The 25,753-nt window shown below is 63.2% G+C and carries 26 protein-coding genes; 9 read left to right on the top strand and 17 right to left on the bottom strand.

What is annotated here, in order from left to right; translation table 11 throughout:
* Window positions 1-529 precede the first annotated feature (529 nt).
* From NUH19_RS08420 to NUH19_RS08400, 5 genes are all read right to left on the bottom strand, one after another.
* Window positions 530-1,315, bottom strand: coding sequence for a Cof-type HAD-IIB family hydrolase (locus NUH19_RS08420; protein ID WP_262316110.1), 786 nt, complete (start codon window positions 1,313-1,315; stop codon window positions 530-532).
* A 110-nt stretch (window positions 1,316-1,425) separates the two neighbouring features.
* Window positions 1,426-2,724, bottom strand: a complete 1,299-nt coding sequence (purB, locus tag NUH19_RS08415; protein ID WP_262316109.1) for an adenylosuccinate lyase — start codon at window positions 2,722-2,724, stop codon at window positions 1,426-1,428.
* Window positions 2,725-2,763: 39 nt separating this feature from the next.
* A complete protein-coding gene (locus NUH19_RS08410; protein ID WP_262316108.1) occupies window positions 2,764-3,870 on the bottom strand; it encodes an ATP-grasp domain-containing protein in 1,107 nt (368 codons plus the stop codon).
* Between the two features lie 9 nt (window positions 3,871-3,879).
* On the bottom strand, window positions 3,880-5,208 hold the full coding sequence (locus NUH19_RS08405) for a nucleobase:cation symporter-2 family protein (protein ID WP_262316107.1): 1,329 nt from the start codon (window positions 5,206-5,208) through the stop codon (window positions 3,880-3,882).
* Between the two features lie 9 nt (window positions 5,209-5,217).
* Complete coding sequence (locus NUH19_RS08400) at window positions 5,218-5,796, bottom strand: xanthine phosphoribosyltransferase (RefSeq protein ID WP_262316106.1); 579 nt, start codon at window positions 5,794-5,796, stop codon at window positions 5,218-5,220.
* A gap of 549 nt (window positions 5,797-6,345) precedes the next feature.
* Here NUH19_RS08400 and NUH19_RS08395 point away from each other — a divergent pair.
* Together NUH19_RS08395 and NUH19_RS08390 are read left to right on the top strand one after the other, a co-directional pair.
* Window positions 6,346-6,732 (top strand): hypothetical protein, encoded by a 387-nt coding sequence (locus NUH19_RS08395; RefSeq protein WP_262316105.1) that lies wholly within the window; start codon window positions 6,346-6,348, stop codon window positions 6,730-6,732.
* A gap of 459 nt (window positions 6,733-7,191) precedes the next feature.
* Window positions 7,192-7,686 (top strand): hypothetical protein, encoded by a 495-nt coding sequence (locus NUH19_RS08390; protein ID WP_262316104.1) that lies wholly within the window; start codon window positions 7,192-7,194, stop codon window positions 7,684-7,686.
* Window positions 7,687-7,789: 103 nt separating this feature from the next.
* Here the strand turns inward: NUH19_RS08390 and NUH19_RS08385 are convergent, their stop codons facing one another.
* On the bottom strand, window positions 7,790-8,404 hold the full coding sequence (locus NUH19_RS08385) for a glycoside hydrolase family 73 protein (protein ID WP_338085551.1): 615 nt from the start codon (window positions 8,402-8,404) through the stop codon (window positions 7,790-7,792).
* Between the two features lie 42 nt (window positions 8,405-8,446).
* A complete protein-coding gene (locus NUH19_RS08380; protein ID WP_262316103.1) occupies window positions 8,447-8,932 on the bottom strand; it encodes a hypothetical protein in 486 nt (161 codons plus the stop codon).
* A gap of 101 nt (window positions 8,933-9,033) precedes the next feature.
* On the opposite strand from NUH19_RS08380, the gene NUH19_RS08375 reads away from it, so the two are divergent.
* Complete coding sequence (locus NUH19_RS08375; RefSeq protein WP_262316102.1) at window positions 9,034-9,987, top strand: Gfo/Idh/MocA family protein; 954 nt, start codon at window positions 9,034-9,036, stop codon at window positions 9,985-9,987.
* On the opposite strand, the gene NUH19_RS08370 is transcribed toward NUH19_RS08375, so the two are convergent.
* On the bottom strand, window positions 9,972-10,418 hold the full coding sequence (locus NUH19_RS08370; RefSeq protein ID WP_262316101.1) for a GNAT family N-acetyltransferase: 447 nt from the start codon (window positions 10,416-10,418) through the stop codon (window positions 9,972-9,974). The genes NUH19_RS08375 and NUH19_RS08370 overlap by 16 nt on opposite strands.
* 23 nt (window positions 10,419-10,441) lie before the next feature.
* Here NUH19_RS08370 and NUH19_RS08365 point away from each other — a divergent pair, with 23 nt between their 5' ends.
* Window positions 10,442-10,930 (top strand): nucleoside 2-deoxyribosyltransferase, encoded by a 489-nt coding sequence (locus NUH19_RS08365; protein ID WP_262316100.1) that lies wholly within the window; start codon window positions 10,442-10,444, stop codon window positions 10,928-10,930.
* Between the two features lie 166 nt (window positions 10,931-11,096).
* Here the strand turns inward: NUH19_RS08365 and NUH19_RS08360 are convergent, their stop codons facing one another.
* From NUH19_RS08360 to NUH19_RS08340, 5 genes are all read right to left on the bottom strand, one after another.
* Window positions 11,097-11,951, bottom strand: coding sequence for a patatin-like phospholipase family protein (locus NUH19_RS08360; protein ID WP_262316099.1), 855 nt, complete (start codon window positions 11,949-11,951; stop codon window positions 11,097-11,099).
* 114 nt (window positions 11,952-12,065) lie between these two features.
* Entirely contained in the window at window positions 12,066-13,802 is a 1,737-nt protein-coding gene (gene spxB / locus NUH19_RS08355; protein WP_262316098.1) for a pyruvate oxidase, read from the bottom strand.
* Between the two features lie 141 nt (window positions 13,803-13,943).
* Window positions 13,944-15,110 (bottom strand): hydroxymethylglutaryl-CoA synthase, encoded by a 1,167-nt coding sequence (locus NUH19_RS08350; RefSeq protein ID WP_262316097.1) that lies wholly within the window; start codon window positions 15,108-15,110, stop codon window positions 13,944-13,946.
* Window positions 15,107-16,360, bottom strand: a complete 1,254-nt coding sequence (locus tag NUH19_RS08345; RefSeq protein WP_262316096.1) for a hydroxymethylglutaryl-CoA reductase, degradative — start codon at window positions 16,358-16,360, stop codon at window positions 15,107-15,109. Before NUH19_RS08345 ends, NUH19_RS08350 begins: the two co-directional genes overlap by 4 nt.
* Complete coding sequence (locus tag NUH19_RS08340) at window positions 16,357-17,532, bottom strand: acetyl-CoA C-acyltransferase (RefSeq protein ID WP_262316095.1); 1,176 nt, start codon at window positions 17,530-17,532, stop codon at window positions 16,357-16,359. Before NUH19_RS08340 ends, NUH19_RS08345 begins: the two co-directional genes overlap by 4 nt.
* 143 nt (window positions 17,533-17,675) lie before the next feature.
* On the opposite strand from NUH19_RS08340, the gene NUH19_RS08335 reads away from it, so the two are divergent.
* Window positions 17,676-17,972 carry a hypothetical protein gene (locus NUH19_RS08335; RefSeq protein ID WP_262316094.1) on the top strand — a complete coding sequence of 99 codons (297 nt, stop codon included), beginning with the start codon at window positions 17,676-17,678 and terminating at the stop codon, window positions 17,970-17,972.
* Between the two features lie 237 nt (window positions 17,973-18,209).
* Here NUH19_RS08335 and NUH19_RS08330 read toward each other — a convergent pair whose 3' ends face one another.
* The gene (locus NUH19_RS08330; protein ID WP_262316093.1) at window positions 18,210-18,770 is read right to left on the bottom strand and encodes a restriction endonuclease; all 561 of its coding nucleotides are present in this window, start codon (window positions 18,768-18,770) and stop codon (window positions 18,210-18,212) included.
* Window positions 18,771-18,943: 173 nt separating this feature from the next.
* On the opposite strand from NUH19_RS08330, the gene NUH19_RS08325 reads away from it, so the two are divergent.
* A complete protein-coding gene (locus NUH19_RS08325; protein WP_262316092.1) occupies window positions 18,944-19,765 on the top strand; it encodes an aldose epimerase family protein in 822 nt (273 codons plus the stop codon).
* Window positions 19,765-19,926 carry a hypothetical protein gene (locus NUH19_RS08320; protein ID WP_262316091.1) on the top strand — a complete coding sequence of 54 codons (162 nt, stop codon included), beginning with the start codon at window positions 19,765-19,767 and terminating at the stop codon, window positions 19,924-19,926. The genes NUH19_RS08325 and NUH19_RS08320 overlap by 1 nt, the downstream gene beginning before the upstream one ends.
* A 64-nt stretch (window positions 19,927-19,990) precedes the next feature.
* On the opposite strand, the gene galU is transcribed toward NUH19_RS08320, so the two are convergent.
* Window positions 19,991-20,902 (bottom strand): UTP--glucose-1-phosphate uridylyltransferase GalU, encoded by a 912-nt coding sequence (gene galU, locus NUH19_RS08315; RefSeq protein WP_262316090.1) that lies wholly within the window; start codon window positions 20,900-20,902, stop codon window positions 19,991-19,993.
* A gap of 380 nt (window positions 20,903-21,282) precedes the next feature.
* Between galU and NUH19_RS08310 the strand changes: the two genes are divergently transcribed.
* Both NUH19_RS08310 and NUH19_RS08305 read left to right on the top strand, forming a co-directional pair.
* Window positions 21,283-21,957: a sugar transferase gene (locus NUH19_RS08310; protein ID WP_262316089.1), complete on the top strand. Its 675-nt coding sequence runs from the start codon at window positions 21,283-21,285 to the stop codon at window positions 21,955-21,957.
* A 38-nt stretch (window positions 21,958-21,995) separates the two neighbouring features.
* Window positions 21,996-23,090, top strand: a complete 1,095-nt coding sequence (locus tag NUH19_RS08305; protein WP_262316113.1) for a phosphomevalonate kinase — start codon at window positions 21,996-21,998, stop codon at window positions 23,088-23,090.
* Between the two features lie 580 nt (window positions 23,091-23,670).
* On the opposite strand, the gene NUH19_RS08300 is transcribed toward NUH19_RS08305, so the two are convergent.
* On the bottom strand, window positions 23,671-24,825 hold the full coding sequence (locus NUH19_RS08300) for a C39 family peptidase (protein ID WP_262316088.1): 1,155 nt from the start codon (window positions 24,823-24,825) through the stop codon (window positions 23,671-23,673).
* Window positions 24,826-25,659: a GW dipeptide domain-containing protein gene (locus NUH19_RS08295; RefSeq protein WP_262316087.1), complete on the bottom strand. Its 834-nt coding sequence runs from the start codon at window positions 25,657-25,659 to the stop codon at window positions 24,826-24,828.
* Window positions 25,660-25,753 lie beyond the last annotated feature (94 nt).

The following is a 25,753-nucleotide window of genomic DNA, read 5'->3' as shown; positions in this document are numbered from 1 at the left end:
ATTCTTTGGTCGGGACGATGAACAGGAAACCTTGTGGTGTCCTGTTTTTGTGCTGGAAACTAAATGGTATAGAAAAAGGAGTTGGCAGGCAAGTAGCCTATCAACTCCAAATATCGTAGCGCCCTTTTTTTATGGTTTACGTGCTAAGTAGTGGCCTATATGCACCATTTACAATAATCTTACATTTCAACAGCGCGTGAAACGCTCGCATTTAACTCAAAGCCATGTTACGCTTCGGGTATGGGTGATCCATGTTCGGCGACAGCCCAGCCAATTTTCTCACCCTCATCTGATGAACGTCGACCTATGTCGACCACGTGAGTGTACGCGAGCGAAGAAATTCGCGTAAATGAAACCAGCTTAACTGGCTTGAGTCCAGAAATTGGCTGGGTCGTCGAGCACCATTTCCTCACGTATACGTGCCACACACGGCGCCGGCTTTGCCGTGCCGTGGTGTGCGGCTAAAACCAAAACACCGCCAACCGGTTGTCCCGGCTGGCGGTGTTTGTGTGTCTTCAACTCGTGCTGCTCAGATCAGGCCGAAATGCCGCAGCACCTTGGGGATACCCGCGTGCAAGTAATCGGCGGTGATGTAATCGGCCGCCGCCAGCACATTCGGCAGCGCGTTGCCCATCGCGACGGCCACATCGACCTGCGCAAACATCGGCAAGTCGTTGTTGCCATCGCCGAATGCGAACGTCTTGACCCCGGCGAAGTCCGGTCGTGCCTGCAGCAGCGCGATGCCGGTGCCCTTGGTCATGCCGTTGGCCACCACGTCCAGCGCGAAGGGCCCGTTGCGGTAAAAGGTCAGCTCGGGGAAAGCGGCGGTGAAGTCTCGCGTCAGCGCCTGCTGGTCGGGCTGGTTCGGCACGAACAGCAAGCACATGCACACCGGTTCGTGCTCGAAAAAGGCCGGCACCACCGCCGGCTGCGGCTGGCGCATCATCTCAAACTCCCGTTGCGTCGCCGCCGTCGCGCGGTTGACCACCACCGTGTGGTCGTTAAACAGCGCCACCGGCACGCTGGCCGCGTCGGCGGCGGCCAGCAGCCGGCGCAGCTGCGGCCGGCCGATCGGCTGCTGGGTTACGTGCTCGCCCTTGACGTACAGGTCGGCGCCGTTGGCGCAAACCAGTGTGTCGATGCCGGTTTGCGCCACCAAGTCGGCAACCTCCCAGTAGTTCTTGCCGGTGCAAAGAATCGGCAGGCAGTCGTTGGCCTGAAGTGCCGCGATGGCGGCCAGGTTGGCCGCCGGCACCCGCTTGGCGTCGTCCAGCAGCGTGTAATCGAGATCAAAAAAGACGAGGGCTTGGGTCATCGGATACTCCTTTGGGCTTCAATGTCACCATCATACTGCACGGTCGCCGCGCCGGCAATCCGCGGCCGTCCCCGGACGCAAAAACGCCACGCAAAGGCGTGGCGGCTTGGCTAGTCTCCCAGCCCGACGCGAGCGAAAATCTCATCGACGTGGCTGAGGTGATAGTGGTAATCAAAGGCGTCGTCGAGGGCGGCCTGGGTGAGCTTGGCGGTGACATTGGGGTCGGCCTCAAGCAGCGCCCGGAAGTCGCGGTGTTCGTCCCAGGCCTGGGCGGTTTTGGGCTGGACTAGGTCGTAGGCGGCCTCGCGAGACAGGCCGGCCTCAATCAGCTTGAGCATCACCCGTTGGCTGAAAATCAGCCCGTGGGTCTTGTTCATGTTTTCAAGCATCGTCTCCGGGAACACGTCGAGGTTGGTGATGATGCTCGTGAAGCGGTGCAGGATGTAGTCCAACAGGCCGGTGGCGTCCGGCAGCATCACCCGCTCGGCGCTTGAGTGCGAGATATCGCGCTCGTGCCACAGGTTGACGTCTTCAAGCGCCGGGATGCTGTAACCGCGAATGATGCGCGCCAGTCCCGAGACGTTCTCGGAGCCGATCGGATTGCGCTTGTGCGGCATCGCGCTGGAACCTTTTTGACCCGGGTTGAAGTGCTCTTCGACCTCGTGAACCTCGGTGCGTTGCATGTGCCGCACCTGGGTGGCGAAGCGCTCGACGGAGGTCGCAATCAGCCCCAGCGTCTGAATGTAGCGGGCGTGCAGATCGCGCGGCAGAATCTGGGTGGAAATGTCTTGGGCGCGGATGCCCAGGTGCGACGTCACGTAGGCCTCGACCGCCGGCGGGGTGTTGGCGAAAGTGCCGACCGCGCCGGAAATCTTGCCGGCCTCGACCTCTACGGCGGCCTCATCGAACCGCGCGATGTCGCGGGTGATCTCGGCGTACCAGGTCGCGATCACCAGGCCGAAGGTGGTCGGCTCCGCGTGGACGCCGTGGGTGCGGCCCATCATCGGCGTGTGTTTGTAGGCCTTGGCCAGCTTGGCCAAGGCGGCCTGCAGCGCCACCAGATCTTCGCGCAAAATCGCGTTGGCCTGGCGCAGCACGTACCCCTGCGCGGTGTCGACCACGTCGGTTGAGGTGAGCCCGAAGTGAACCCACTTCTTCTCGGCGCCCAGGGACTCGGACACGGTGCGGGTAAAGGCGACGACGTCGTGGCGGGTCACCGCCTCGATTTCGTGGATTCGGTCGACGGTGAAGCTGGCGTTGGCCCGCAGCTTCTTGACGTCTTCGGCCGGAATCTCACCCAGGGTGGACCAGGCCTCTGCGGCCAGAATCTCGACTTCAAGCCAGGCCTGGTAGCGGTTTTCTTCCGTCCACACCGCCGCCATCGCGGGGCGGCTGTATCGCTCGATCATGTTCTTCCTCCTTTTGGGGATGACGCTTCTTCTACTGCGTTACAGGTGAAAATGGTCCGTGGCGTTGATCGCCTGGGCGACCAACGCGCGGTCGCCGAACACCGCGACTTGACCGATTGCCCCGGCGCCGGCTGGGTAAAACCGAAACTGCCAGGCCGGTTTGATGGCCAGCTGGGTCATCGCCGCGGCGCGGTCGGCCTCATACAGCGGCAGCAAGACCCCGGGCCGCAACACGTTGACCGCCGGCAGCGGCCAGCCGAGCAGCGCCCGCAGGTGCAGCTCCTCGGCCGACGTGCCGGTGGTCGGCGCAAGAATCGCGCCGCTTGGCTGCGGCCCTGGGAACACGCGCTTGACGTACAGCGTCTGGTTGGCGGTCATGAAGAACTCGATGCCAAAAACGCCGGCGTAGGCCAGTCGCTTGGCGATGACCTGAGCCACCCGGGTGATTTCCTGGGCAACGGCCGCGTCGGCCACCGCCGGCACCAGTGACGCCTTGAGCTGGTGTTGAGCAAAGACGTTTTGCACCGGCGGCATCACCTGCACCAGATCGCCGCTTTTGGCCACGGCGACGGCAAACTCGGTCGGCTGATCCAGCCAAGCTTCCATTACGTATGGCCGCGTGGCCAGGAGCCCGGCCGCCGCCTGCACGTCCTGCGGCGACTTGAGCAACAGCGCCGCATCGTGACCGAGACTTTTTTGAATCGGCTTAAGGATGGCGGGAAAACCCACCGACTCGACGGCCTTGGTGACGTCTTGCGGCGTCACCACCTGTGCGTAAGGCAGGGTGTTCATGTTCAGGTCGTCCAGGAACACCTTTTCCAGGTAGCGGTCCTGGGTGACGGCGAGAATATCGACGCCGCTTGGCAGCTGCCGCGCGGTGGTCAGCTCGGCCAGGGCGTCCCCGTTGACGAACTCATCGACGTAAGTGATCACGGCGGTCACCTCGGCCAGCCGGGCCAAGGCGGCCGCATCGGTGCTGGCCCCAACCAGCGGCATGTCGGCCGCGGCAAAGGCGACGTCGCCCTCATCGGGTGCCAGCACCACGACCTTGAGCCCCAGCTGCCGCGCGGTCATGCCCAGGCGGTAAGCCTCCAGGCCCCCGCCGACGATGCCCAGCACGGCACCGGGTTGAATAAATTGACTCATAGTTTCCCCTTATTGTGCGTCTTTCTCGTTCAGGCCGTCCTTGATCTCAAGCTTGGGCTGCGGGGTCCGGGCATTGAACAGGAGGTTCAGCCCCACCGCGCTGATCGAGGCCATCAAAATCCCCGAGGAGAACAGCAGCTGCGCCGTTTTGGGCAGGAACTGCACGATGCCCGGCTGGACCGTGACGCCCAGGCCCAGGCCGATCGAAATCGCGGCGACCAGCAGATTCTTATCGTCGTGGAAGTCGACTTGCTGCAGCATGCGAATGCCTTGCACGGCGACCATGCCGAACATCACCAGCATCGCACCACCCAGCACCGGGTTGGGAATGATGGTCGCAAGCGCCCCGACCTTCGGCAGCAGGCCGAGGATCACCAGAAACAGCGCGGAGAACATCACCGGCTTGCGGGTCTTGATTCCGGACAGCTGCACCAGCCCGACGTTTTGGGAGAAGGTGGTGTACGGGAAGGTGTTGAAAATCCCGCCGAGAAAGACCGCCAGCCCCTCGGCACGGTAGCCGCGGCGCAGGTCGTCTTGCTCGATGCGGCGGCCGACGACGTCCCCTAGGGCGAAGAACACGCCGGTGGACTCAACCATGGAGACCAGCGAGATCAGAATCATCGTGACAATCGAGCTCCACTCGAACTTCGGGGTCCCAAAGTAAAACGGCGTCGGCACGTGAAACCAGCTGGCCTCAACCACCGGGGCGAAGCTGACCTGCCCCATCAGTCCAGCCAACACGGTACCTCCGACTAGGCCGATCAAAATCGCAATCGAGCGAACGAAGCCGCGGCCCCAGACGTTGAAGGCCAGGATCAACAGCACGGTGAAGGCCCCGATGGCGAGGTTGCCCATGTTGCCGAAGGACTTCGCGGCGGTGTCGCCACCGCCGAGGTTTTGGAACGCCACCGGGATCAAGGACAGCCCGATCACGGTGATCAAGGTCCCGGTCACCAGCGGCGGGAAGAAGCGGCGCAGCTTGGCGAACACGCCGGAAATCAGGAATACGAACAGCCCGGCGGCGATGATCGCCCCGTACATGGTGCGGTAATCGAACTTCTGCCCGATCATGATCAAGGGCGCCACGGCCTGCACCGCGCAGCCCAACACCACCGGCAGTCCGATGCCGAAGAACTTGTTGGCAAAAATCTGAAGCGCCGTGGCGATCCCGCACATGAAGATGTCAATCGACACCAGGTAGGTCATCTGCTCACCGGTAAAATGCAGCGAGGCACCGATCAGAATCGGCACCAGGACAGAACCCGAGTACATCGCCAGCAGGTGCTGAATGCCCAGCACTGCGGCCTTTGGTGCGGAAACATCTGGCTGTTTAGTCATGACACCCTCCTAGTCTTCTTGCTCAAACACCACGTGACCGTTCTCGAAGGCGGCGATTCGCGCCAGCGACTCCACGTGAATGTGGCGGTCGTCCAGCAGCTTGCGGCCCTTCTGGAAGGTCTTTTCAATCACGATGCCGACCCCGGCCAGCGTCGCATCGGCCTGGCCGATGATGTCGATCAAGCCCTCGACCGCCTGGCCGTTCGCCAGGAAATCATCGACGATGAGCACCGTGTCGGCGGGTCCGAGGAACTTCTGGGCGATGGCGATCATGTTGGCGGTCTTCTTCGTGAATGAGTAGACCTCGGCGGTGTACAGGTCGTCTTTGAGGGTCAGCGACTTGTGCTTGCGGGCGAACACGACCGGCACGTGGAACTGCATGCCAGCGGCCAAGGCCGGCGCGATGCCGGAGCTTTCGACGGTCAGGATCTTGGTAATCTTCGTGTCCTTGAACCGCGCGTAGAACTCCGCGCCAAGCGCCGTCATCAAGTCGGGGTCAATCTGATGGTTCAGGAAGTTATCGACCTTCAACACATCTTCGCCCAACACCTGACCGTCGCGTTCGATTCGGTCTTCCAGTAATTTCACCAGTAAGCACATCCTTTTCAAGAGTTAAATTTTCCAAATTTTACCACCCAGACGGCGAATTTGCAACCGAATCCGCGATGCGTCGGGCCTTTATCCGAACATTTTCGCCAAACACGGCTGAAAAATCGGTGAATCGACCATTGTCGAGTCGTCGTGAGCAACGCTCACCCCAAAATAATGGCGGTCGGTTCATCACGCGAGGACATGTAATCATCCAGGCGTAACGTGTTAATCCATGGCGCCGCTCAGTCCGCGAGGTTTTAGTCGGTACACTTGAGAACTGTTCAGCGCGTGCCAGCGGAGACGTCGCTTGGCGATGGCCAACCTGAATCAGGATACGCGCAGTCCCTTAATCGGTCTGATGCAATCCATTCGCACTGGATTACCGGTTTTTCGGTTATCGGATTTCCACAGAACGCCATCGCCAATCCCCTCAGATTGACAAGCACTTCTAATCACGTCTTCATGACAGTCACTTATTATTTTAAGTTGGAAGTGTCATCATTCAACTGTATCGAAAACGTTTTCAGGTGATAAGGAGGAGAAAACATGGCGCTGAGTTTTTTAAAGGGGATCAAACCGGCTGTTATTTGTTGTGTGCTGGTCACAACCATCTCACTCAGTAGTGAGGTTGTGCGTGCAACGACATCTTCTAGGTCACTTTATCAGGTAGGGGTTGACTCGGGTCAAATCAATCCTACTACGTACAGTGAGCACGCGTTTCACTATGCCTACGAAGAAGGATTTCAGATCTATACACAGCAACTGGCCGACGGTATGCCATTCGCTTCCTACGACGATTGGTTTCAAGCAGCCGGCTTTGGTGCAATGCCTGATGGTTCAAATGTTGATCCAAATATTCCAGCCATCAAGCCGAGATCGGCAGCGGCAAACATTGAACGATTCGTTCACGATGTAAAAAAGGAGACATTTTAATTGTTAACAGCGGCGGCTTCGGTCATGCTGCGATTGCGACCACTCACAATTACGTTCTAGAAATGCATGGTGGTGGTAATCTACTCAACTGGACCGTTACTGGCATCCCTGACAACAATCGCCAGTATACAACGCGATCATGGATTAAGTCGCACATCAAGAATTGGACACAAATCTGGCGGCCACGAAAAGGCATCGGCCCCCAAGCAGCAACATATGCCGATTATAAATTCTGGAGCAGTACGCATGCTTTCAAAAAAACCGGCACATCACTTACGGTTTAGGCGCTGGGCCAACTGTATTCGGTCCAAACTATTGCTCTAAATTGGTCTGGCAATCGTTCAAATACGGGACGGGAAGCGCAAAAGTTGCAACCGGCACCTCCTTCTTTATCGCACCCAGCTCGTTGCCGGACTACTTCTATGCTGCATATAAGCCATATAAGGTGGAAGGTTACTAATGACTAAATGGCAGAATCTAAAGCTCAGACGCAAAACAGGGCTCATCATCCTGTTGACGTTGCTCGCCATCACCGGATTGTGGTGGGCCCACCACGCTTACGCAACCTACCAGGTGACGCAACGCGCCAACCACGCCTTAGCCGATGCGGGCTACGCGAAGTACACCGTGCGGCGAAAAGTCTATCGAGAAGCCACCGGCCCCTTCAGCGGCATTGCGTGGTACAACTACACGTTGGCCAACGCCGAGTCGCTGAAGGCCAGTCGGTCTTATGCCAAGTTTCAAGGCAAAGATACCCGTCACCTGACCCTGAAGAACTGTCCGATTGTCTATCGCGTGGTGCTGACGCCACCAGGCACTCGAAACGGCAAGTGGACCGCCGAGATTTATCTGGATACCAACGATGCCCTCAAAGACAGCAGCCGCCCCGCGTTTGTCCGCCGTCTGAGCCAGTCGTCAAGGCGCGTTCTTAGGCTGAGACAAGGCGACCGCTAGCGGCTGCCACCAAGTTCCACCCTGCCGCACAGGCGCCTTGTGCGGCATTTTTGGGTCACAACACCAAGGGTACCGAGTCACAAAAAGCCCGCACAAGCGGGCTTTAATCGTAGCGGGTCAGGTTGTAGGTCTGCACCACGTTGATCAGCTTGGCCGGGTAATCCGGATCGGTCGCATACCCCGCTGTTTTGAGCGCGTAGGCGGCGGTTTGGTAATCCTTGGCGGCTCGCACGGCGGCGTATTGGTTCTTGTTCCAGGCGGTGCCGTTGACGAACAGCAACGCATGCGCCTTCATCGAGGCCAGGTCGCTGTCGTAGACGACAAACCGCGCCTTGACCGTCACCCACTGGTCGTTGACGTACTCCTTGGTCGCCAGCAACTTGGTCTTGGCCGGATCCGTCCCCTTAATGCCAAAGAGGTTGTGGTACTGGCTGGCCAAGGTCGAGCGGCCCCAGTCGGACTCGAGAATCGCCTGGGCCAAGGTGATGCTGGGCAGCACCTGGTATTGCGTCTGCAGGGTCTTGGCGTAAGGCGCCAACCGGGTGATGAACGCCTCTTTTTGAGCCAAAACGCTTGCGCTTTGGCTTTTGGCCACGCTGGCCTGTCGCGCCAGGTCGCGGCGGGTCATCAGCGTCTGCACCGACACCACCGCCACGGCCGTCAGCATCAGGCCGATCACGACGGTCACAAACATTGGGATCTTGCGTCGCCGCGCCATCTCGTCACTCCATTCCTGTGGGTCCTTGGGTCAAACTCGCGCCTACTCCGCTTGCGGCGCCGGCAGCTGGGCCTGGGCCCATTCCAGCAAGTCGAGCTTTTGGGTCTCCAGCTTCTTGGCGGTTGGTGCCGGCACGGCGAAGTCCAAAATGTCGTCGAGGCCGCGCATGCCGTAGCCGCGGCGAATCTCCAGATGCGCCGTGCCGCTTTGGCTTTGGGTGACCGCCGTGGCGGCACCGGCCTGAAGCCAGGCCAAGGCGATGGTCGCCTTGGCGTTTTGGTAGCGCCAGCCGACGCCTTGCTCGGCCGGGGCGGCCTGGTCTTGCACCGCCACCTTGTTGGCCAGCATCCACTCGTAATCGGAAAACAGGTAGCGCAGCCGGCCGCGCTGGTTGGCCGTCAGCGCCGCATCCCCGGCCAACACCGCCTCCAGCGGCACGTGCAGCTGGTTCAGCCAGGTGTTTTTGGCCACCTCGCCACCGGCCGCAAGCGTCAAGGCTGCCAGTTCAAGTAACGTCTGATCGTTCATCGAATCCGCCCCTTTTTTTCAATTGGTTACCCCTCCATTGTAGCAGAATCAGGGGCCGCTTTGTGCTAACATTAAGTCATCACGATCCGGGAGGAATGCACATGACACACAACTGGGGCATCATCGGCCTGGGCGGCATTGGCAGTCAGTTCGCCGCCGCCTTGCCCAAAGATCAGACGCTTTACGGCGTGGCCGCCCATGACTTCGAACGGGCCCAGGCCTTTGCCGCCAAGTACCACGCGCAACACGCCTTTACCGATTACGCGGCGCTGTTCGCCGATCCCAACATCGACATTGTGTACGTCGCGACCACGCACAATTTCCACTACGAAAACATCAAGCAGGCGCTTGAGGCCGGCAAAAACGTGCTGGCCGAAAAGGCGATCACCGAAAACCTCGCCCAGCTGGACGAACTGATCGCCTTGGCCGCAAGCCGCCAACTGATCTTGATGGAGGCCCAGACCATCTATCACATGCCGCTGTACCCGCAGCTGATCGAAACCGCCAAGGACCTGGGCAAGCTCAAGACCATCAACGTGATGTTCGGCTCCTTTGCCCAGGGCAAGCCCAACGCCCGGCTGTACGATTCCAAGCTCGGCGGCGGCGCGATGCTTGACATCGGCGTCTATGCGCTGAGCTTTGCGCGGCGCTTTTTGACCGCTACGCCGCACTTAGTGGCCACCCAGTGGACCCCGACTGCAAGCGGCGTCGATGGCCAAAGCACCCTGCTGCTCAACAACGCCAACAACGAAATGGTCACGGTTGCCTTGAACCTCGAGGCCCGGATGCCAAAACTTGGCACCGTCGCCTACGAAGGCGGCTACTACAGCGTCTTGGAGTACCCGCGCAGCCAGGAGGCGACCTTCACCGACCCCGATAAGCTGTCGCAGGTAATTCTGGCCGGTGAAGGCGCCAAGGCGCTGGCCTACGAGGCCCACGACATGGCCCAGGCCGTTGAAACCGGCGAGAACCCGACGTTGACCTGGACGCGCGACGTGATGGCGATCATGACCGCGGCTCGCAAGGCCTGGGGCTTCTCCTACCCCAACGAGTGATCGAGCATCACCATGTCGTGCATCGTCAGGCCATCGCTCACCACCGGCGGTCGGTAGGCGTCAAAAAAGTCGCGCCGCACCCCGCAGAAGCGAAAGCCCAGCCGGCGGTAGAAGCGCAGGTTGGCAAAATCCGCGTCGCCGGTGCCGACCACCAGCCGCGCGTAGGCACCGCGGTAATAGGTCAGCACATGATTGACCATGGCGAAGCCAAGCCCCTGGTGCTGCCAAGGTTCGGCCACCGCCAGGTTCTTGAGCTCGCACGTGCTGCCCTGGGTCACGACCAGCGCGACGGCCACCGGTGCTTTGCCTTGCCACCCGGCGAACAGCTGGCCCTGTGCCTCGTACCGCGCCAGCATCAACGGGTCTTCATCCCCTAACAGCAGCAGCTGGTGGTAAGGCTGGCGGCTGCCGGTCACTAACTCAATTTGCATCTGATTCCTTTCTGGAGGACCCCATGAAAATTTACTTTGCCAACGGCCTGTTCTCTCAGGCCGACTTCGCCTTCAACCAGCAGCTGGTCGCCCAACTGCGCGACCAGCTGCCGGCGCTTGACATCTACCTGCCACAGGAGAACGCGGCGATCAACGACAAAACCGCCTACGCCGACTCGACCATGATTGCCCAGGCCGACACCCAGGAGGTGCTGGCCGCCGACTTGATGATTGCGGTGCTTGACGGCCCCGTGATCGACGCCGGCGTCGCCAGCGAAATCGGCGTCGCCTACGCCAAGGGCATTCCGGTGCTGGGGCTTTACACCGACTCGCGGCAGCAGGGCTTCGACAACGCGCAGAAGCTCTCGGCCCTCAGCCAGGTCGCCGAAAACCAGTTCCACTACCTGAACCTCTACACCGTCGGCCTGATCAAGCTCAACGGTGCCGTTTACAACAACGTCGCGGCCATTCTCGCCGACTTGACTCGGCGGCTACAGGCCACCCAGCACTAAGCGCAGCCGAGAACCGGGAATCCGCTCGACCGCAGCGCCTGCAACGCGCGAACCCCTTCGCCTCACCGCGGCGCCTGACGACACTTGGTAAGGTTCTGCCCGTACCCGATCACAACGAACGCCCCTGCCTTGGCATCAGCCGAGGCAGGGGCGTTTTGCGCCAGCGTCACTTGGCCAGGTAGGCCGACAGCGCCTCAAAGGCCGCAGCGCTTTCTTGGCGGCCCGTTTCGTACAGCGCCTGCAGCTTGTCCGTGTCGCCTTCCAGGCGCTTGACCGTCACCGGTTGTTGCGGGGCGATCACGAATACGTCACCGGCGGCCTCCAGCTCATCCAGCGCCGTCGCCTGCCGGTTGTACATCTCCGGTCGGGCACAGGCCGCCGCGACGAAGCGCGGATGCGCCCCGAACGTGTGCTGATAGGCCGCGGCCAGCACCGGCGAGGTCGCCGCCTTGCGGTAGGCGCGTTCTCTGGTGCGAACCACCACGATTTTGGCAAAACCGGCCGCCTGCGCGTAGGCGTAAGGAATCGAATCGGTGATGCCGCCGTCCAGGCACAGCCCCAGCCGGGTGTCTTGCGGCGCGGAGATGAACGGCATGGCACTTGAGGCCTTCAGCGCCTCAACCAGCTCGGCGTCCTTGGGGTGAACGAAGTAAACCGGCCGCCCGTTGGTGACGCTGGTCGCGACCACCACGAACTGGGTGGCGCTTGCGTTGTAAGTCGCCGCGTCAAAGTCCTCCCACCCGGCGCCGTGCGGGGCAAAGAGGTAGTCCAAATTGATCACGTCCTGGCGGCGCAGGGCCCGGCGCAACGAGATGTAGTTGCGATCGTGGCGGTAATTGACGTTCACGTGCGTGGTGCGGCCGAACTGCTCGGACACGTAATTGGTCCCGCACAACGCCCCGGCCGACACCCCGATGACGGTGTCAAAGTGCAGCCCCTGGGCCAAAAAGGTGTCCAAAACCCCGGCGGTGTATTGTCCCCTGAGGGCCCCACCTTCCAATACCAAAGCCGTTTTTTTCATTCAATCGCCTCCAATGGCGTTATTTTACGCCTTTCGCCAAGGCGTTGCCACCTCCCAAACAGGCGAGCCAGCCTGGCTCGCCTGCAAGTCACGGGCGGCGTTGGCCCAGCGGCCTCACGCCCCCGCCTGGTCCAAAAGCTCGCGCAACGGCACCAGGTCCTGCGCTGAGTACCGCTGCTTAAAGGCCGCGACGGCCGCCGGGTCCTGGGTTTGGTCGTCCAGCACCAACTGCTCGACCGGTAGCGGCCGCAGATTGGAGATTTTCACATCGATCACTACCGGGCCGGTCGTCGTCGGCAGGGCGGCAAAGACATCTCGCAGGTCGGCCAGGGTGCGAACCTCAAAGCCGGTGGCGCCAAGGGCCGTGGCCGCGGTGCCGTAATCCGCGTCGATCAGAGCGACGCCCGAGTGCGGCTGCTTGGTGTCGTCTTGCTCGGCCTCGATGAAGCCGAGGCTTTCGTTGGTCAAAATCACGTTGATGATCGGCAACTGGTATTTGACCTGAGTCAAAAGGTCCTGCATGACCATCGCATACCCACCGTCGCCCGAGATTGACCACACCTGCCGCTTGGGGTAATGCGCCGAAGCCCCGATGGCCGCTGGCAGCGCGTAGCCCATCGTCCCGTACCAGCCGCTGGTGGTGAAGCGCTGCTTGGGATTCAGCCGCAGGTAGCGCATGCCGTTGATGGTGACGTTGCCGACGTCGACTTGGAAAATGGCATCGCCGGTCGCGTAGTCGTTGATCGCCTTGAACAGCGGCTCAACCCGCAGCGGCGTGGCGGCGTCGTTTTCGAAGCCCGCAATCCAGTCACGCCAGTTGCGCTTGTTGGCCAAGGCCGCGCGGTACCACGGCGTCGAAGGCAGCTGCCGACCGACGCTGAGCAGCGCCTGCATCACGGCCTTGGCATCCGCCAGGAGTGCGAGGTCGACGCGGTGGCGCCGCCCGAATTTGGTGGCGTCGGTGTCCACCTGAATGTAGGTGGCGTCCGGGCGAATGAAGTAGGCCTGAAAGGGCATGTCGGTGCCCAGCATCAGCACGGTGTCGGCGGCCTGTGCGACCTCCACGCCGGGCTTTGAGGCCACCCGCCCGGCTGAGCCCATATAAGCTGGCTCGTCGTCTGCCACCACGCCCTTGGCCAGGGCCGAGCTCAGAATCGGCGCCTGCAAAAGCGCCGAAAGCGCCAGCACCTCGGCGCCGGCCCCGCGCGTCCCTTGACCGATGTAGAGCAGCGGTCGTTTGGCGGCGGCCAAAAGCGCCCAGGCCGCCTCCACCTGCGCCGCGTCGGGTTGCGGCAAAAGCGGCGTGCGGTGCAGCGGCGCCGAGGAGACGTAATCGTCAACGATTGACTGCCAGCCCAGGTCCTTGGGCAGCGTGATCACGGCCACGCCGCGTTCGGCATAGGCGCGACGAATCGCCTCATCAACCACGCCCGGCAGCTGGGCGGCGGTCATCACCGTGCGGTTGTAGACGGCCACATCCGCGAACATCGGGTTTTCGTTCATCTCCTGGAAGTAGTTGGTGTTCATCGTCGCAGTCGGGACCTGACCGACCAACGCCAGAATCGGCACCCGATCGGCCTGGGCGTCGTACAGGCCGTTGAGTAGGTGAACCGCCCCCGGGCCGGCGGAGCCAAAACATACCCCGATTTGGCCCGTGACCTTGGCCTCCCCGACGGCGGCCAGGGCCCCGGCCTCCTCGTGGCGAACCTGGATGTAGCGAATGGTCTTTTGACGGTTGTGCAGCGCGTTCATCGTCGAATCAAACGAGCCGCCGGGCAAACCGTAGATGTTTCGAACGCCCCAGCTTTCAATGACCTTGAGCATGGCGTCTGCTGCGTTGAGTTGTCCCATCGTGTGCCTCCTTGCGGGTCTGAGCGGGCGACACTACGTAACCGGCGCTGACCCAAGGGTACCACCACTCCGGACCCGACCGCCAAGAATATGCTCACGTCAAAAACAGGCGGGGCCACCCTGGGCGCCGCCTGTTTTTGACTATTCAGTTAACGCCTGGTACTGGCGCTCCTGATTCTGGACGCCGATCAGCAAGAAGCGGCCGGCGAACCAGGCGGGATTCGCCTGGTAAGCCGCCGGGCCGTACGGCACCTTGTCGGCAAACACCGCCTCGTACTCAGCGACGCTCAGCCGGCGCCGCGCATCCAACCGCGCCAGGTTGGCCGCGGCGGTCAGCTGTGCCTCAAACCCGGGCACCAAAGTCGCGCTGAAGAACTCGCCGACCGCCCCCGAGCCGTAGGAGAACAGCCCCAGCCGGTCGCCGGCCTGCAGGTTCGCGGCACCGTCCAGCAGCGACAGCAGGCTCAGGTACAGCGAACCGGTGTAGAGGTTGCCGACCCGCCGGCTGTAGCGGGCGCTGGTTTCAAAGGCAGCGGTCAGTTCGGCCTGCTGCGCAGCCGTGGCCTCCGGCAGCACCTGCCGCAGCGCCTTGAGCCCCATTTTGGTGTAAGGCAGGTGAAACAGCAGGGCCTTGAAGTCGGCAATCGTGCGGCCGCTGATCGCCTGGTAGCGCCGCCAGACCAGGTCGAAGAAGCGCAGGTACTGCTCGGTCGAATACTTGCCTCGGGCCAGCGCCTGGTCGGTGTAGACCGGCCGCCAGAAGTCCTGAATGTCTTCGGCGTAATGCACCGAATCATCGGCCAGGGCCAACAGCCGCGGCGCGATGCTGACCACCATCGCCACCGCCCCGGCGCCTTGCGTCACCTCGCCGGACGTGGCCAGGCCGTACCGCGCGATGTCGGCGGCGATGACCAGCGCCTGGCGGTCCGGATGCGCCGCGACGTAATCCCGCGCCATCATCAAAGCCGCGGTGCCGCCGTAGCAGGCCTCCTTAAGTTCGACGGCCCGAACCCAGGGGCCAAGCCCCAAGAGCCGCTGCAAGTACAGCGTCGCGGCCTTGCTGGCATCGACGCCGGATTCGGTGCCCAAGGCGATCAGGCCCAGGCGCTTCGGGTCCAGCTGCAGCCGACTGGCCGCGGCCGCCCCCAGGGTCACAATGTCTTGGCTGCTGGGGGCGACGGCCTGCTGGTCCTGGCCGATGCCGATGGTGAACTTGTCTGGCGCAATGTCTCGTGCGGCGGCCAGCTCCCGCAGGTCGACGTAAAAAGCCGGCGTGTCAAACGCAATCTGGTCAATCCCGATGGTCACGATTCGTCATCCTTTCGTTGCGCAGCGAGCAGCGCCTGGGCCCGGGCCAGGCTCATCTGCCCGGCGCCAAGCCCCGCGGCCACCGCCGCAATCTCCGGTCCCGTCGCCCCGGCCGCAATCGCCAGGGCGTTGGCCTGAAGCCTCATGTGCCCGGCCTGAATGCCGGGGCCGGCCAGGGCTCTGAGCGCCGCGAGGTTTTGTACCAGCCCCAGCGCCGCAAGCGTCGTTTGAAGCGCCGCGACGTCTCGGTAGCCGCCCAGCCGCATCGCGGCCTGGGCGACCGGCAAGGCGCCGGTGGCACCCCCGACCACCCCGACCTGAAGCGGCAGCGCGATGCGGCCGCACAGGTCCCCGTTGGCGGCCAGCCGCCAGGTCGCCAGCGGCTGGTACCGACCGCTGGTGGCGGCAAAGGCGTGAACCCCGGCGGCCACGGCGCGACCATCGTTGCCGGTGGCCAAAACCGCCGCGCTGATGCCGTTCATGATGCCCTTGTTGTGGGTCACCGCGCGGTCTTCATCGACTTGCGCAAGGGCGCTGAGCCGCGCGATGCGAGCCGCGATGGCGGGACCCGGCTGGTCCTTGGTGGCCAAGGTCGCCGACTTCAGCTTCACCGTGGCCACGGTGGCGGCTCCCCCGCCGTTGGTCAAAATCGCCACCAAAGGCGCCTGGCCGAGCCAGGCCGCGGCCGCGTGAGCCACCGCCTCGCAGATGGTGTTGACGATGTTGGCCCCCATCGCGGCCTGCGGATCGATGCTCAGGCTCAGCTTCAAAAAATCCCCGAGGCGTTCCACCGCGATGTCGGCGAGGCCGCCACCGCGCCGCACAATCGACGGGTGGGCGGCGGCGGCCACGACGCGAATCTCCGGTTCGTGGGCCCGCAGCGTCGCCGCCGCTCGGTCCAAGTCGACCGGCGCGTCGAACACCACCTCACCGATCACGCGGTGAAGTGGCGCCGTGGCGGTCACCCCACCGTTCAAGGCGGCGATGCGAGCCCCGTTGTTGGCGGCCGCCACCACCGATGGCTCCTCGGTGACCAGCGGGACCTGCACCGCCTGCCCGTTAACCACGAGGTCCTGGACCACGCCCAGCGGCAGCGCGAACTGACCAATCTGGTTTTCAATCAGATGCGCGGCCACGTCGGGGGCCAGCATCGGCGTCTGGGCCAGCAGCGCGGCATCCGCCGGCGTCAGGTGACCCTGGTCGACCAGCAGCTTCCGGCGTTCGTCTGGGGTCAGCTGGTAGAATTTCACCGGCGAACCTGCATCGCGACGCCGATGCCACCGCCGACGCAAAGCGCCGCGATGCCCGTTTTCGCCCCGCGGCGGTCAAACGCCGCCAAAAGCGTCGTCAGCACCCGGGCCCCGGAGGCGCCGAGCGGATGCCCCAGCGCGATCGCCCCGCCGGCCACGTTGAGCTTGGCAGCAGGCACGGCCAGCTCGGTGGCCACGGCGACGCTTTGCGCCGCAAATGCCTCGTTGATCTCAAAGAGGTCGATGTCGGCCATGGTGCTGTGGGTCTTGGCCAACAGCTTCTCGATCACCCGCTTGGGCGCGTAACCCATGAAGTTGGGGTCGATGCCGCCTTCGCTGTAGCCGGCAATCGTCGCCAGGTACGGCAGGCCGCGGCTTTCGGCCAGGTCCTTGCGCATCAGCACCAAGGCGGCGGCGCCGTCGTTGATGCCAGAGGCGTTGCCGGCCGTCACCGTGCCGTCTGGCTTGTAGGCCGGCGCCAGCGCCGCGAGCTTGGCCGCGCTGGTGTCCGGCCGCGGTCCCTCGTCTCTAACGACTGCCACCGGGCCGCGGCGCGTCTGCACCGTCACCGGCACAATTTCGGCGTCAAAATCGCCGGCCGCCTGGGCCGCCACCGCCTTTCGGTGCGAGGCCAACGCGAAGGCGTCTTGGGCCTTTCGCGACACGTCGAACTGGGCCGCGACGTTCTCGGCGGTGATGCCCATCGGCTCGCCGGTGAAGGCGTCGGTCAGCCCGTCGCGCTGTAGGCCATCGACGAAGGCGACGCTGCCGAACTTGTGGCCGAAGCGCAGGTCGGGTGCGTAGTACGGCGTTTGGCTCATGCTTTCGGTGCCGCCGACCAGCACCGCGTCGGCGTCGCCCAAAAGAATCGCGCTTTGGCCCAGCCGCACGGCCTTGAGCCCTGAGCCGCAGACCTCGTTGATGGTCATCGCGGAGCTATCGGTCCCCATGCCGCTTTGCAGGGCGATCTGTCGCGCCACGTTTTGGCCACCGTTGGCCTGCAGCACGTTGCCGAACACCGCCTGGTCGAGGTCGGTCGGGGCAAGCCCGGCGCGTTCAATCGCGGCCTTGGCCGCCACCGTGCCAAGCGCCACCGCCGACATCCCGGCCAAGGCGCCGCCCAACCGGCCGATCGGCGTCCGGGCGGCGCTTAGAATCACAACTTCAGTCATATTTCCTCCCTGTGGTCGCACTACCTCTTGTCATGCCTTCTAGTATAGCAAGCGGCCCCACTCCCGGCACCGCCGCTAAGAAAAACTTAGCATTTGCGCGCGAGGGGGTTTATCATGGACAAAAACCCGAACGGAGGCGCGACATGCGCGTGATCGACCTGCTGGCGCTTCTCGCCGACTACAACCAAAACACAGCCGTGCAGATGCAAAGCGGCGAAGTGGTGGCCAACATTGCGACCTACGAACTCGCCACCGTGCTGGACGCCCCGCGCCTCACCTTGTTGCCCAAAGCAGGCGGTCACCCGCACCGCCTGTGGGAGCTGCGGGTGCTGCTGGACCGGCCCGAGCTGCGCAACCGCTACGTCTACCTGCAGACTCCGACCGGCCCGGTGCCGGCCTTTGGCTTCCAGCAACGCGCCCAGGCCCTGGTGGTCAACTGAGCGCGGCCCGGGCCCAAGACTAAGCCTTGCCGGCGCCGCCAAGGCTTGAGTCTGTGACCCGGCGCCTCCTCGGGCCGCGGCAACCCGCCGCCGCGACTCAACAGGCGCAGTGGCCGCCAGCCGCCATCAAGCAGCAGGCGCAGTGACCGCCAAACGCCACGCGACCCAGCGCCAGCCGGTCAACCACCGCTGGCGCCGGCCCCGCCTCGCGCTGACCCGGCGTCGCCCGGCGGTTTTTCAGCTCGGCAGCCGCCGCATCAGCCGGCGCAGCCGCGGCCGGTCGATCAGCATGACGCCGAGGTCGTCGGCCAGCTCCTTGGCCGCGTCGCTGAACTCGGAGTTGGTGATTACCGCCGCTTCGTCCAGCTTGTAGAAGTTGTGGCCGGTCCAGACCTCCTGCACCGCCTTGTTGCCGACAAAGCCGGTGTATCGCTTGCACTGAAAGCCAACGGACTTCTTGTTTTTGCGGGCGATCACGTCGATGCCCTGATCCCCGGACAGCTGGGTGACCTGGATGCGCTTAAAGCCGTTGCGCCGCAGCACATACGCGCAAAAATGCTCGAACTCCTCGCCGTCCATCGCGTCGACCTTCTCCATCTGCAGGTCGCGGTAGCGAAAGTGCCGCCGGTACAACAGCACCGCGTTGAGGCCGGCCCAGCCGGCGATCAACACAAAGGCGGCCAGGTCCAGCCGCGGCCGCAGGGCCAGGAAGTAGGCCCGGCCCCAAAAGGCGTAGCCCAAGGCCAGCGCGAAGCCGGCCGTCCACAACCAGTATATTTTTTTCAGTAAGCGCTGCATGGTGACCTCCTGTGGCGAACGTTTGTTTCATCTCTCTAAGCCTACCAGAATCCGGTGCGTTGGCCTAGCCCTTTTCACCAACCGGTGACCGTAACAGTTCGGCGTAAAAAAGCATTGATTCCCGCCGCTAAATTCGGTACGATTGTAACAGATATGAAAGGAAGCGGTTACAGATGCAAATTGAATCGGCCACCTTCGTTCGCCTGCGCGACGACAACATCACGCAATACACACTGACTAACGACGCCGGCATGAGCCTGAGCTTTTTGACCTTCGGGGCCCGGGTGTCGCGGGTGCGGCTGCCCGACCGCGATGGGCACAACCCCAACCTGACGTTGGGCTACATCACCTTCCAGGATTACATCAACGAGCCCGGGCTGTTCGGCGCCACCGTCGGCCCGGTGTTCGGCTCGCAAGGCGACCTGCCGGAGAATTCCGGTCGCACGGGCTGGCAGAACTGGAACTGGCAGGCCGCAACCGCCCAAGATGACACCCACGTGCAACTGCGCCTGACGTTGAACCTGCCGGACGGCGCCGATGGCCTGCCGGGACAGCGGCGCATCTCCGTGTTGCACACGCTGGATCAAGACAATCACTGGACCATCGATTGGCACGTCGAAACCACGGCCGCGATTCCCTGCCGACCGCTGATCAACATTCCCTTCGTCCTGACCGGCGACCCGGCCCAAACCGTGATGAGCCAAAAGCTGCGCCTGGACGCCGAGCGGGTGGCCCTGCCAACGGACCGGCCGGTGCGGTCGGAGTCCCAAACCGCCAGCCTCATTGGCAAAAAATGGTCGCTGTCGCTTGAAACCGACGCCAAGGGACTTGAGGTCACCACCTTCCCCGAGGTCGGCGAAACCAACTGCTTCAACGGCATCTTGGGCCAGCCCCACGTCGCCGTCGGCATTCGACCGCAAAACGGCAACTTCATGATGACACCCGACCGGCCCTTCGACCGGCAGACAATCATCACGCTCCACCGGTTGCAGTGATGGCCGCGCTGGCGCCGCTTTTAGCGGCCTGTGGCCTGCTGGTGGTGACGGGGCTGTTGGCCAAGCGCCTGCACCTGGGCGGCCGGGCCAAGGGCTTACTGTGGGCGGCGTCCGGCCTGCTGGTCGCCGGCGCGGTGGTGGTGGCCCTCGCCACCTTGTGAGGCCGACAAACCAAAAGAGACTGAGCCGACCGCGATGTGCGGGGGTTCAGTCTCTTTTTGCGGCTCAGTCCTGCTGGGGTGGCGTGGCGGCGTCTTCCTGGCGCAGCCGGTCGGCCAGCTTCAGGATGTAGGCGCGCAGCTCGTCTTTGACCTCCGGGTGGGTCAGGCCGTACTCGATGGTGGTCTCCACGAAGCCGAACTTGTTGCCGACGTCGTAGCGGTCGCCGGTGAACTCGTGGGCAAACACGCGCTGGGTCTGGTTCAGCGTGTCGATCGCGTCGGTCAGCTGAATTTCGTTGCCCTTGCCCGGCTTCTGGTTGTCCAGGATGTCGAAGATCTCGGGCGTCAGGAGGTAGCGGCCGATGATCGCCAGGTCCGACGGTGCGTCTTCGACCGCCGGCTTCTCGACGAACTTCCGCACGTTGTACAGGCCCTTGGTGACCTCGCTTTCCGGGTCGATCACCCCATAGGCCGAGACCTCGTTGTGCGGGACCTTTTTGACCGCCAGAATCGAGGCGTGGGTGCGTTCGTACTCGTCGATCAGCTGCTTGGTCAGTGGCACCTGGTCTTGCATCAAGTCGTCGCCCAGCATCACGACGAAGGGTTCGCCGGCGATGAAGGACTTGGCCAGCCGCACCGCGTCGCCCAGGCCGTTGGGGTAGGGCTGCCGCACGAAGAAGATGTTGACGCCGATGTCCGTGGTGTCTTTGACCATCTGCAGCAGCGCGGTCTTGCCCTTAGCCTCGAGGTTTTGCTCGAGCTCGGGGGCGGAGTCGAAGTGGTCTTCAATCGAGCGCTTCTGCTTGCCCTCGACGATTAAGATGTCCTCGATGCCCGAGGCCTTGGCCTCCTCGACGATGAACTGGATGGTCGGCTTGTCGACGATCGGCAGCATCTCCTTGGCCAGCGCCTTGGTGGCCGGCAAAAAGCGGGTGCCAAGCCCCGCGGCCGGAATCACGGCCTTACGAACTTTCATGTGAAATCCCTCCATACTTGAGATACCTCTAAGATACCGCATTCAGGGGCGAAAGGATAGCCACAACACGTGCATGAGGCGCTGCCGGCCCCCGCAAAGTCGGCCCCCGGCGCCGAAATGCGCCGGGTTGCGCGATCGAATGAGCCGCGGCGCCGGGGCTTGGGCCGCGCCCGACTCAGTCACCGAGGGCGTCAAGCCGCGAGCCAATCGCCCGACGCGGCCCTGAAGGCAGTGGTTTTCGCGCAAAAAATTTTTAAATTCCACTAAAACTCTGATGGTTCCCTCAGCCAGCGGCGCATAATTTGCTATACTTGTAACATGTGTCATGATACGCAATTCACGTCGCTGTCGAGGCGACCCGTCGGGAGGCCACACGCGCAATGAGTCAAGAAAATTCGGATCAGGCTGAACAGGCCACGCTTGAAGCCATTACGCCTGTGACGCCGGCACCGCCCCTGACGGTGTATCGGCGCTGTGGCAAGCGCCTGTGCGACATTTTATTGGCCACCGCCGGCCTGCTGGTCGCCGCGATTCCGATGCTTTTGATTGCCTTGTTGGTCAAGGCGACCAGCCCTGGGCCGATCTTCTTTCGCCAGCAGCGCTTCGGCCAAGACAGCCAACCGTTCGTCATCATCAAGTACCGCACGATGGTTCAAGACGCACCGGTGAAGGCCAACAAGGACTTCACCAAGGAGTCGATGGCCAGCTTCGTCACCCCGCTCGGCCGCTTTTTGCGCAAGTCGTCTTTGGACGAGCTGCCGCAGTTTTTCAACGTGCTGAGCGGCAAAATGAGCATGGTCGGGCCGCGGCCGCTGGCCGCCACCGACGCCGAGGTGCTGCGGCTGCGCCGGGCCAACGGGGCGGATCGCGTCCGGCCCGGCATCACCGGGCTGGCCCAGATCAACGGGCGCAACGAGCTGGCCAATCCGACCAAGGCGGCCTACGACGGCGAGTACGCGGCCACCTACTCGCTGCGCCGCGACCTAGCGATTTTCGCGCAAAGCGTGATCGTCATCGTCGCGCAGCGTGGCATTAACAGCACGACCTCCCACTAAGGTGCGAGGCGATTTTTTGAGTGAAGGGAACTGATGATGTGGTAACAGCGCAGGCACCGGGCAAGTTGTTCATTGCCGGAGAGTACGCGGTCGTGGAGACGGGCTACCCCGCGATTATTGTGGCCTTGGACCAATTCGTCACCGTCACCGTGACGGAGACAACAGACGTCGGCAGCATTGTGTCCGAACAGTACCAAGAAAACGCCTTGATGTGGCAGCGCAACGGCGACGAGATGGTTTTTGACAACCGCGACAACCCGTTTCACTACATTCTCAGCGCGATTCGCTACACGGAGCAATACGCCCACGAGCTGGGGCGAAGCCTGGCCGTCTACGACTTGAAAGTCGACTCTGAGCTGGATTCCACCAGCGGTCGCAAGTACGGCCTGGGCAGTTCGGCGGCCATCACCGTCGCCACCGTTCGGGCCCTGGACGCGCTTTATCACCTGCAGATGACCAACGACGAGGTCTACAAGCTCGCCGCCATCGCCCACCTGGCCGTCCAAGGCAACGGGTCGCTGGGCGACATCGCCGCGTCGGTGTACGGTGGCTGGATCGCCTACCGCTCCTTTGACAAGGCGTGGCTGGCCGAAATGCAACGCACCCACAGCCTGAAGGCGCTCTTGGCGATGCACTGGCCGCAGCTGTCCGTCGAGCTGCTCAAGGCGCCCGAAGACCTCGCCTTGCTGATCGGCTGGACCGGGCTGCCGGCCTCGACCTCGCGCCTGGTCGACAAAATCGCCGTCTTCAAGGCCAATCAGCAGCCGGCCTACCGCGAATTCCTGGCGGCCAGCCGGCAGGTGCTCGAGGACCTGATTACCGGGTTTCGACAGGGCTCCATCGCCACGATTCAAACCGGCATCCGGGCCAACCGCCGCCTGCTGGAGGACCTGAGCCACCGCTCGGGTGTCGCCATCGAAACCCCTGCTTTGCAGCAGCTGTGCGAAATCGCCGAGTCCTTCGGCGCCGCCGCCAAGTCCTCCGGGGCCGGCGGCGGTGACTGCGGCATCGCCTTGATCGACCGCCGCCAGCACCTCGACCCGCTGCTGGCCCAATGGGCGACGGCGTCAATCGAGCCGTTGCGCTTCAAGGTTCACGAAATCAAGCTGACCACGGCCTTCGCCGAGGCGTAGCGACCAGCCCCGAGCCCAACCGGCAACCGCCCAACCGCGGTTGCTTTTTTGGTCCAGCCGCCACCGGCCGAGCTTCAAAGTTGACGGCTAAAATGGCAGGGCTTACACTGACTGTGGATGATTATTCTAGGACAGGGAGGCGGCCAAAGGCCTTGGTCGTTGCGCGTCCACTGCCCCAGGGGGAAAGGCCGGAGCATAAGCATCTCCAGTACCCCCGCCCATACCAAGCCGAACCTGGCTTTCAACACACGTGTTTTCGCGTTACGGCGCCCCTCGATGGGCCCGAATACCAGGGTGTACGCCACCACCCACGCGCAGTCACACTGTCTCTCCTACTCGCTTGCGAGGTAGCTGCGGAGGGGCTTGGTGCGTGGCTTGTTCCAAGCGGCTCAAGTCTGTACCACAAGGCCCCGAGCCGACCACGAATGTCACAACCAACCAATCAAAATACCGAGGCCACCGCGGATTTGACCCCGCGGTGGCTTCGGCGCGTCCGGCGGTGATTGCTGGCCACCGGACGCAAAACGGGTCCCCACCTCGACGCAGACGAGCGCGCCTTGGGTGAGAACCCGTTTTTGCGTTACCTGGCGAAGTAAACCACCGCCGCAGAGGCCCCCATCTCGCGGTTGCCCTGCAACCAAGACAGCTTACCCCAGATTTCGGCCACCGTGTGCTGACCCGAAAATAGCCGGTTGGCGTAGGGATCGGCCACCGTGGTTTTGCCGGCGGCATAGCCGTGAAGCACGACGATGTGGCGGTAACCGCCGAGGTCCAGGCACACCGTCGCCGGGTAGCCCTGCTTCAGGTAGCTGGTCAGCTCGCTGGCTGAGGTCATCACGCGCCAGTCGAGGCCGAAGCGCGACGCCACCGTCACCAGCGTGGACTGGCAGGTGCCGGCCCCGTCGTGGTTGAACTCGGCGTGTTCAAAGCCGTAACTCGCCGTGGTCACCGGCGTCACGGCCCGGCCGTAGCCGGCCAGCACCATTGCCAAGGCAGTCATGCCGCAGCCGCTGGGCCCAAACGCGTAGCCACCGTACGTTTGGTGGGCCCAGCGCGAATCCAGCTGACTGAAGTACGTTACCGTATAGGACTTGGTGTCGCGGCCCTTGAGGTTGTCGTAGTAGCGCAGCTGGCCGTTGTTCGGGCGCCACTCGCCGGCCGGGGTCAACCCGTTGACGTTGACGTAGCCGCACCACTGGCCGCTTTTGGTATAAACCGAGGCGTAGCGGCTGCCGTTGAGGTGGGTGTAGTCGCGTCGCACCTCAAGGATTTGGCGCGAATAGCCGCTGGCCTGCTTGGCGCGAGGCCGCCAGGCAAAATTTTGCCACAGCGTGTACCCGGCCTTGAGCAGCACCTCTCGACTGTCCTCGGCCGGGAACCCCTGCCGCCCGGTGGCCACCGTCACCGCCTCGGCGTTGACGTAGCCGACCGGCTGCCCGCGGTCCGTTGCCAGCAGGTAGTAGGCCGCCCCGTACTCGGCCACGAAGCGCTGCGTCGCCACGTAAGTCTGGTGAATCGCTGCGGTCGTGTCGGTCTGCGCGGCTCGCATCGTCAAATCATGCCAGATGGTGTAAAGCGGCTTGGTCACGGTGACCACCCGGTGAACCGCAAGCGCGGCCCCGCGGCTGGTGGCCGCCAGGGTCATCGCCTCGGCGTTGACGTAGCCGCGCCACTTGCCGTTTTGGTACAGCGAGTAGTAGGTCGCCCCGTTGCTGTGGTGATACGCGTAACGCACCTAGTAGGTCTGCGGGGCGTTCGGCGCCGTCGCGGCCAGCTTCTTGGCCCAGTCGAAGCCGCCCCAGATGGTGTAGCGGCTGGCGGCCGTGGTCGTCGCGTATTGCGCCATTGGCATCGCGGCGCCGGCCGGGCTGGCCGCGATCGTCACCGCCGCCTGGTTGAGGTAGCCGAAAAACTGACCGCCGCGGTACAAGGCGTAATACGCCGCCCCGTTTTTGTGGTAGCTGACGGTTTTGGCCAGGAAGGTCTGGTGGACAACCGCCGGCGTCAGCGCCGCGACGGCCTGGAAGCGCAGGTCGCGCCAGATGGTGTAGTTGGCCTTGGTGGTAACCGTCGCGTAACGATTGAAGGGTTGCGCCACGCCACCGGGATTGGTGCCGACAGCCAGGGCCTCGGCGTTGATGTAGCCGATCACCTGCCCGGCGGCCGTGGCCAGGCGGTAGTACAGGCTGCCGTTGCGGTGGCGAGTCTGTGACACCGCCACCAGCGTGTGGTTCAAGTAGGCGTCACTGCGCTGCCCGGCGGCCTGCCAGGTCAGCGTTCGCCAAAAGCTGTACCCGCGCTTCACCACCGTGGCGTAGGTGTTAGCCAAAGGCTGCTCGGCTTGTGCAGCCGCGGGTGACGCGGTCTTGGCCGGTGTGGCCGCGGTCGCCGTGTTCTGGGTCGCCGCGGTCTCCCGCCGCTGTGCCGCCCGCCCGGTGGCCGGTAGCGCCGCACCGGCCGGGCGGTCTGGCCCAGTCGCCCCGACGCCGCTGTTCGGCGCAATGCTAAGCGCCATCGCCAGGGCCAGCAGGACCACCCCGACGCCACTGGCAATTTTACGTCTGTTCATCGAATCCGCCTCTCCTCCGTGACCCCCATCACCAAGTTAGCTTACCACAACGGCCCATCGCGTCACACGCGGATTTGGCACCGGCGGCGCAAAA

This window comes from Lacticaseibacillus parakribbianus, assembly GCF_025490915.1.
Lineage (GTDB): Bacteria > Bacillota > Bacilli > Lactobacillales > Lactobacillaceae > Lacticaseibacillus > Lacticaseibacillus parakribbianus.
The sequence above is the reverse complement of the archived record's forward strand: the minus strand, read 5'-3'. Positions and strand labels throughout refer to the sequence as shown.

Bases quoted from the DNA above. Each gene is read 5' to 3' on its own strand.
- NUH19_RS08420 (WP_262316110.1), bottom strand. From the start codon at position 1,315: ATGACCCAAGCCCTCGTCTTTTTTGATCTCGATTACACGCTGCTGGAC.
- purB (WP_262316109.1), bottom strand. From the start codon at position 2,724: ATGATCGAGCGATACAGCCGCCCCGCGATGGCGGCGGTGTGGACGGAA.
- NUH19_RS08410 (WP_262316108.1), bottom strand. From the start codon at position 3,870: ATGAGTCAATTTATTCAACCCGGTGCCGTGCTGGGCATCGTCGGCGGG.
- NUH19_RS08405 (WP_262316107.1), bottom strand. From the start codon at position 5,208: ATGACTAAACAGCCAGATGTTTCCGCACCAAAGGCCGCAGTGCTGGGC.
- NUH19_RS08395 (WP_262316105.1), top strand. From the start codon at position 6,346: ATGGCGCTGAGTTTTTTAAAGGGGATCAAACCGGCTGTTATTTGTTGT.
- NUH19_RS08390 (WP_262316104.1), top strand. From the start codon at position 7,192: ATGACTAAATGGCAGAATCTAAAGCTCAGACGCAAAACAGGGCTCATC.
- NUH19_RS08385 (WP_338085551.1), bottom strand. From the start codon at position 8,404: ATGGCGCGGCGACGCAAGATCCCAATGTTTGTGACCGTCGTGATCGGC.
- NUH19_RS08380 (WP_262316103.1), bottom strand. From the start codon at position 8,932: ATGAACGATCAGACGTTACTTGAACTGGCAGCCTTGACGCTTGCGGCC.
- NUH19_RS08375 (WP_262316102.1), top strand. From the start codon at position 9,034: ATGACACACAACTGGGGCATCATCGGCCTGGGCGGCATTGGCAGTCAG.
- NUH19_RS08370 (WP_262316101.1), bottom strand. From the start codon at position 10,418: ATGCAAATTGAGTTAGTGACCGGCAGCCGCCAGCCTTACCACCAGCTG.
- NUH19_RS08365 (WP_262316100.1), top strand. From the start codon at position 10,442: ATGAAAATTTACTTTGCCAACGGCCTGTTCTCTCAGGCCGACTTCGCC.
- NUH19_RS08360 (WP_262316099.1), bottom strand. From the start codon at position 11,951: ATGAAAAAAACGGCTTTGGTATTGGAAGGTGGGGCCCTCAGGGGACAA.
- spxB (WP_262316098.1), bottom strand. From the start codon at position 13,802: ATGGGACAACTCAACGCAGCAGACGCCATGCTCAAGGTCATTGAAAGC.
- NUH19_RS08340 (WP_262316095.1), bottom strand. From the start codon at position 17,532: ATGACTGAAGTTGTGATTCTAAGCGCCGCCCGGACGCCGATCGGCCGG.
- NUH19_RS08335 (WP_262316094.1), top strand. From the start codon at position 17,676: ATGCGCGTGATCGACCTGCTGGCGCTTCTCGCCGACTACAACCAAAAC.
- NUH19_RS08330 (WP_262316093.1), bottom strand. From the start codon at position 18,770: ATGCAGCGCTTACTGAAAAAAATATACTGGTTGTGGACGGCCGGCTTC.
- NUH19_RS08325 (WP_262316092.1), top strand. From the start codon at position 18,944: ATGCAAATTGAATCGGCCACCTTCGTTCGCCTGCGCGACGACAACATC.
- NUH19_RS08320 (WP_262316091.1), top strand. From the start codon at position 19,765: ATGGCCGCGCTGGCGCCGCTTTTAGCGGCCTGTGGCCTGCTGGTGGTG.
- galU (WP_262316090.1), bottom strand. From the start codon at position 20,902: ATGAAAGTTCGTAAGGCCGTGATTCCGGCCGCGGGGCTTGGCACCCGC.
- NUH19_RS08310 (WP_262316089.1), top strand. From the start codon at position 21,283: ATGAGTCAAGAAAATTCGGATCAGGCTGAACAGGCCACGCTTGAAGCC.
- NUH19_RS08295 (WP_262316087.1), bottom strand. From the start codon at position 25,659: ATGAACAGACGTAAAATTGCCAGTGGCGTCGGGGTGGTCCTGCTGGCC.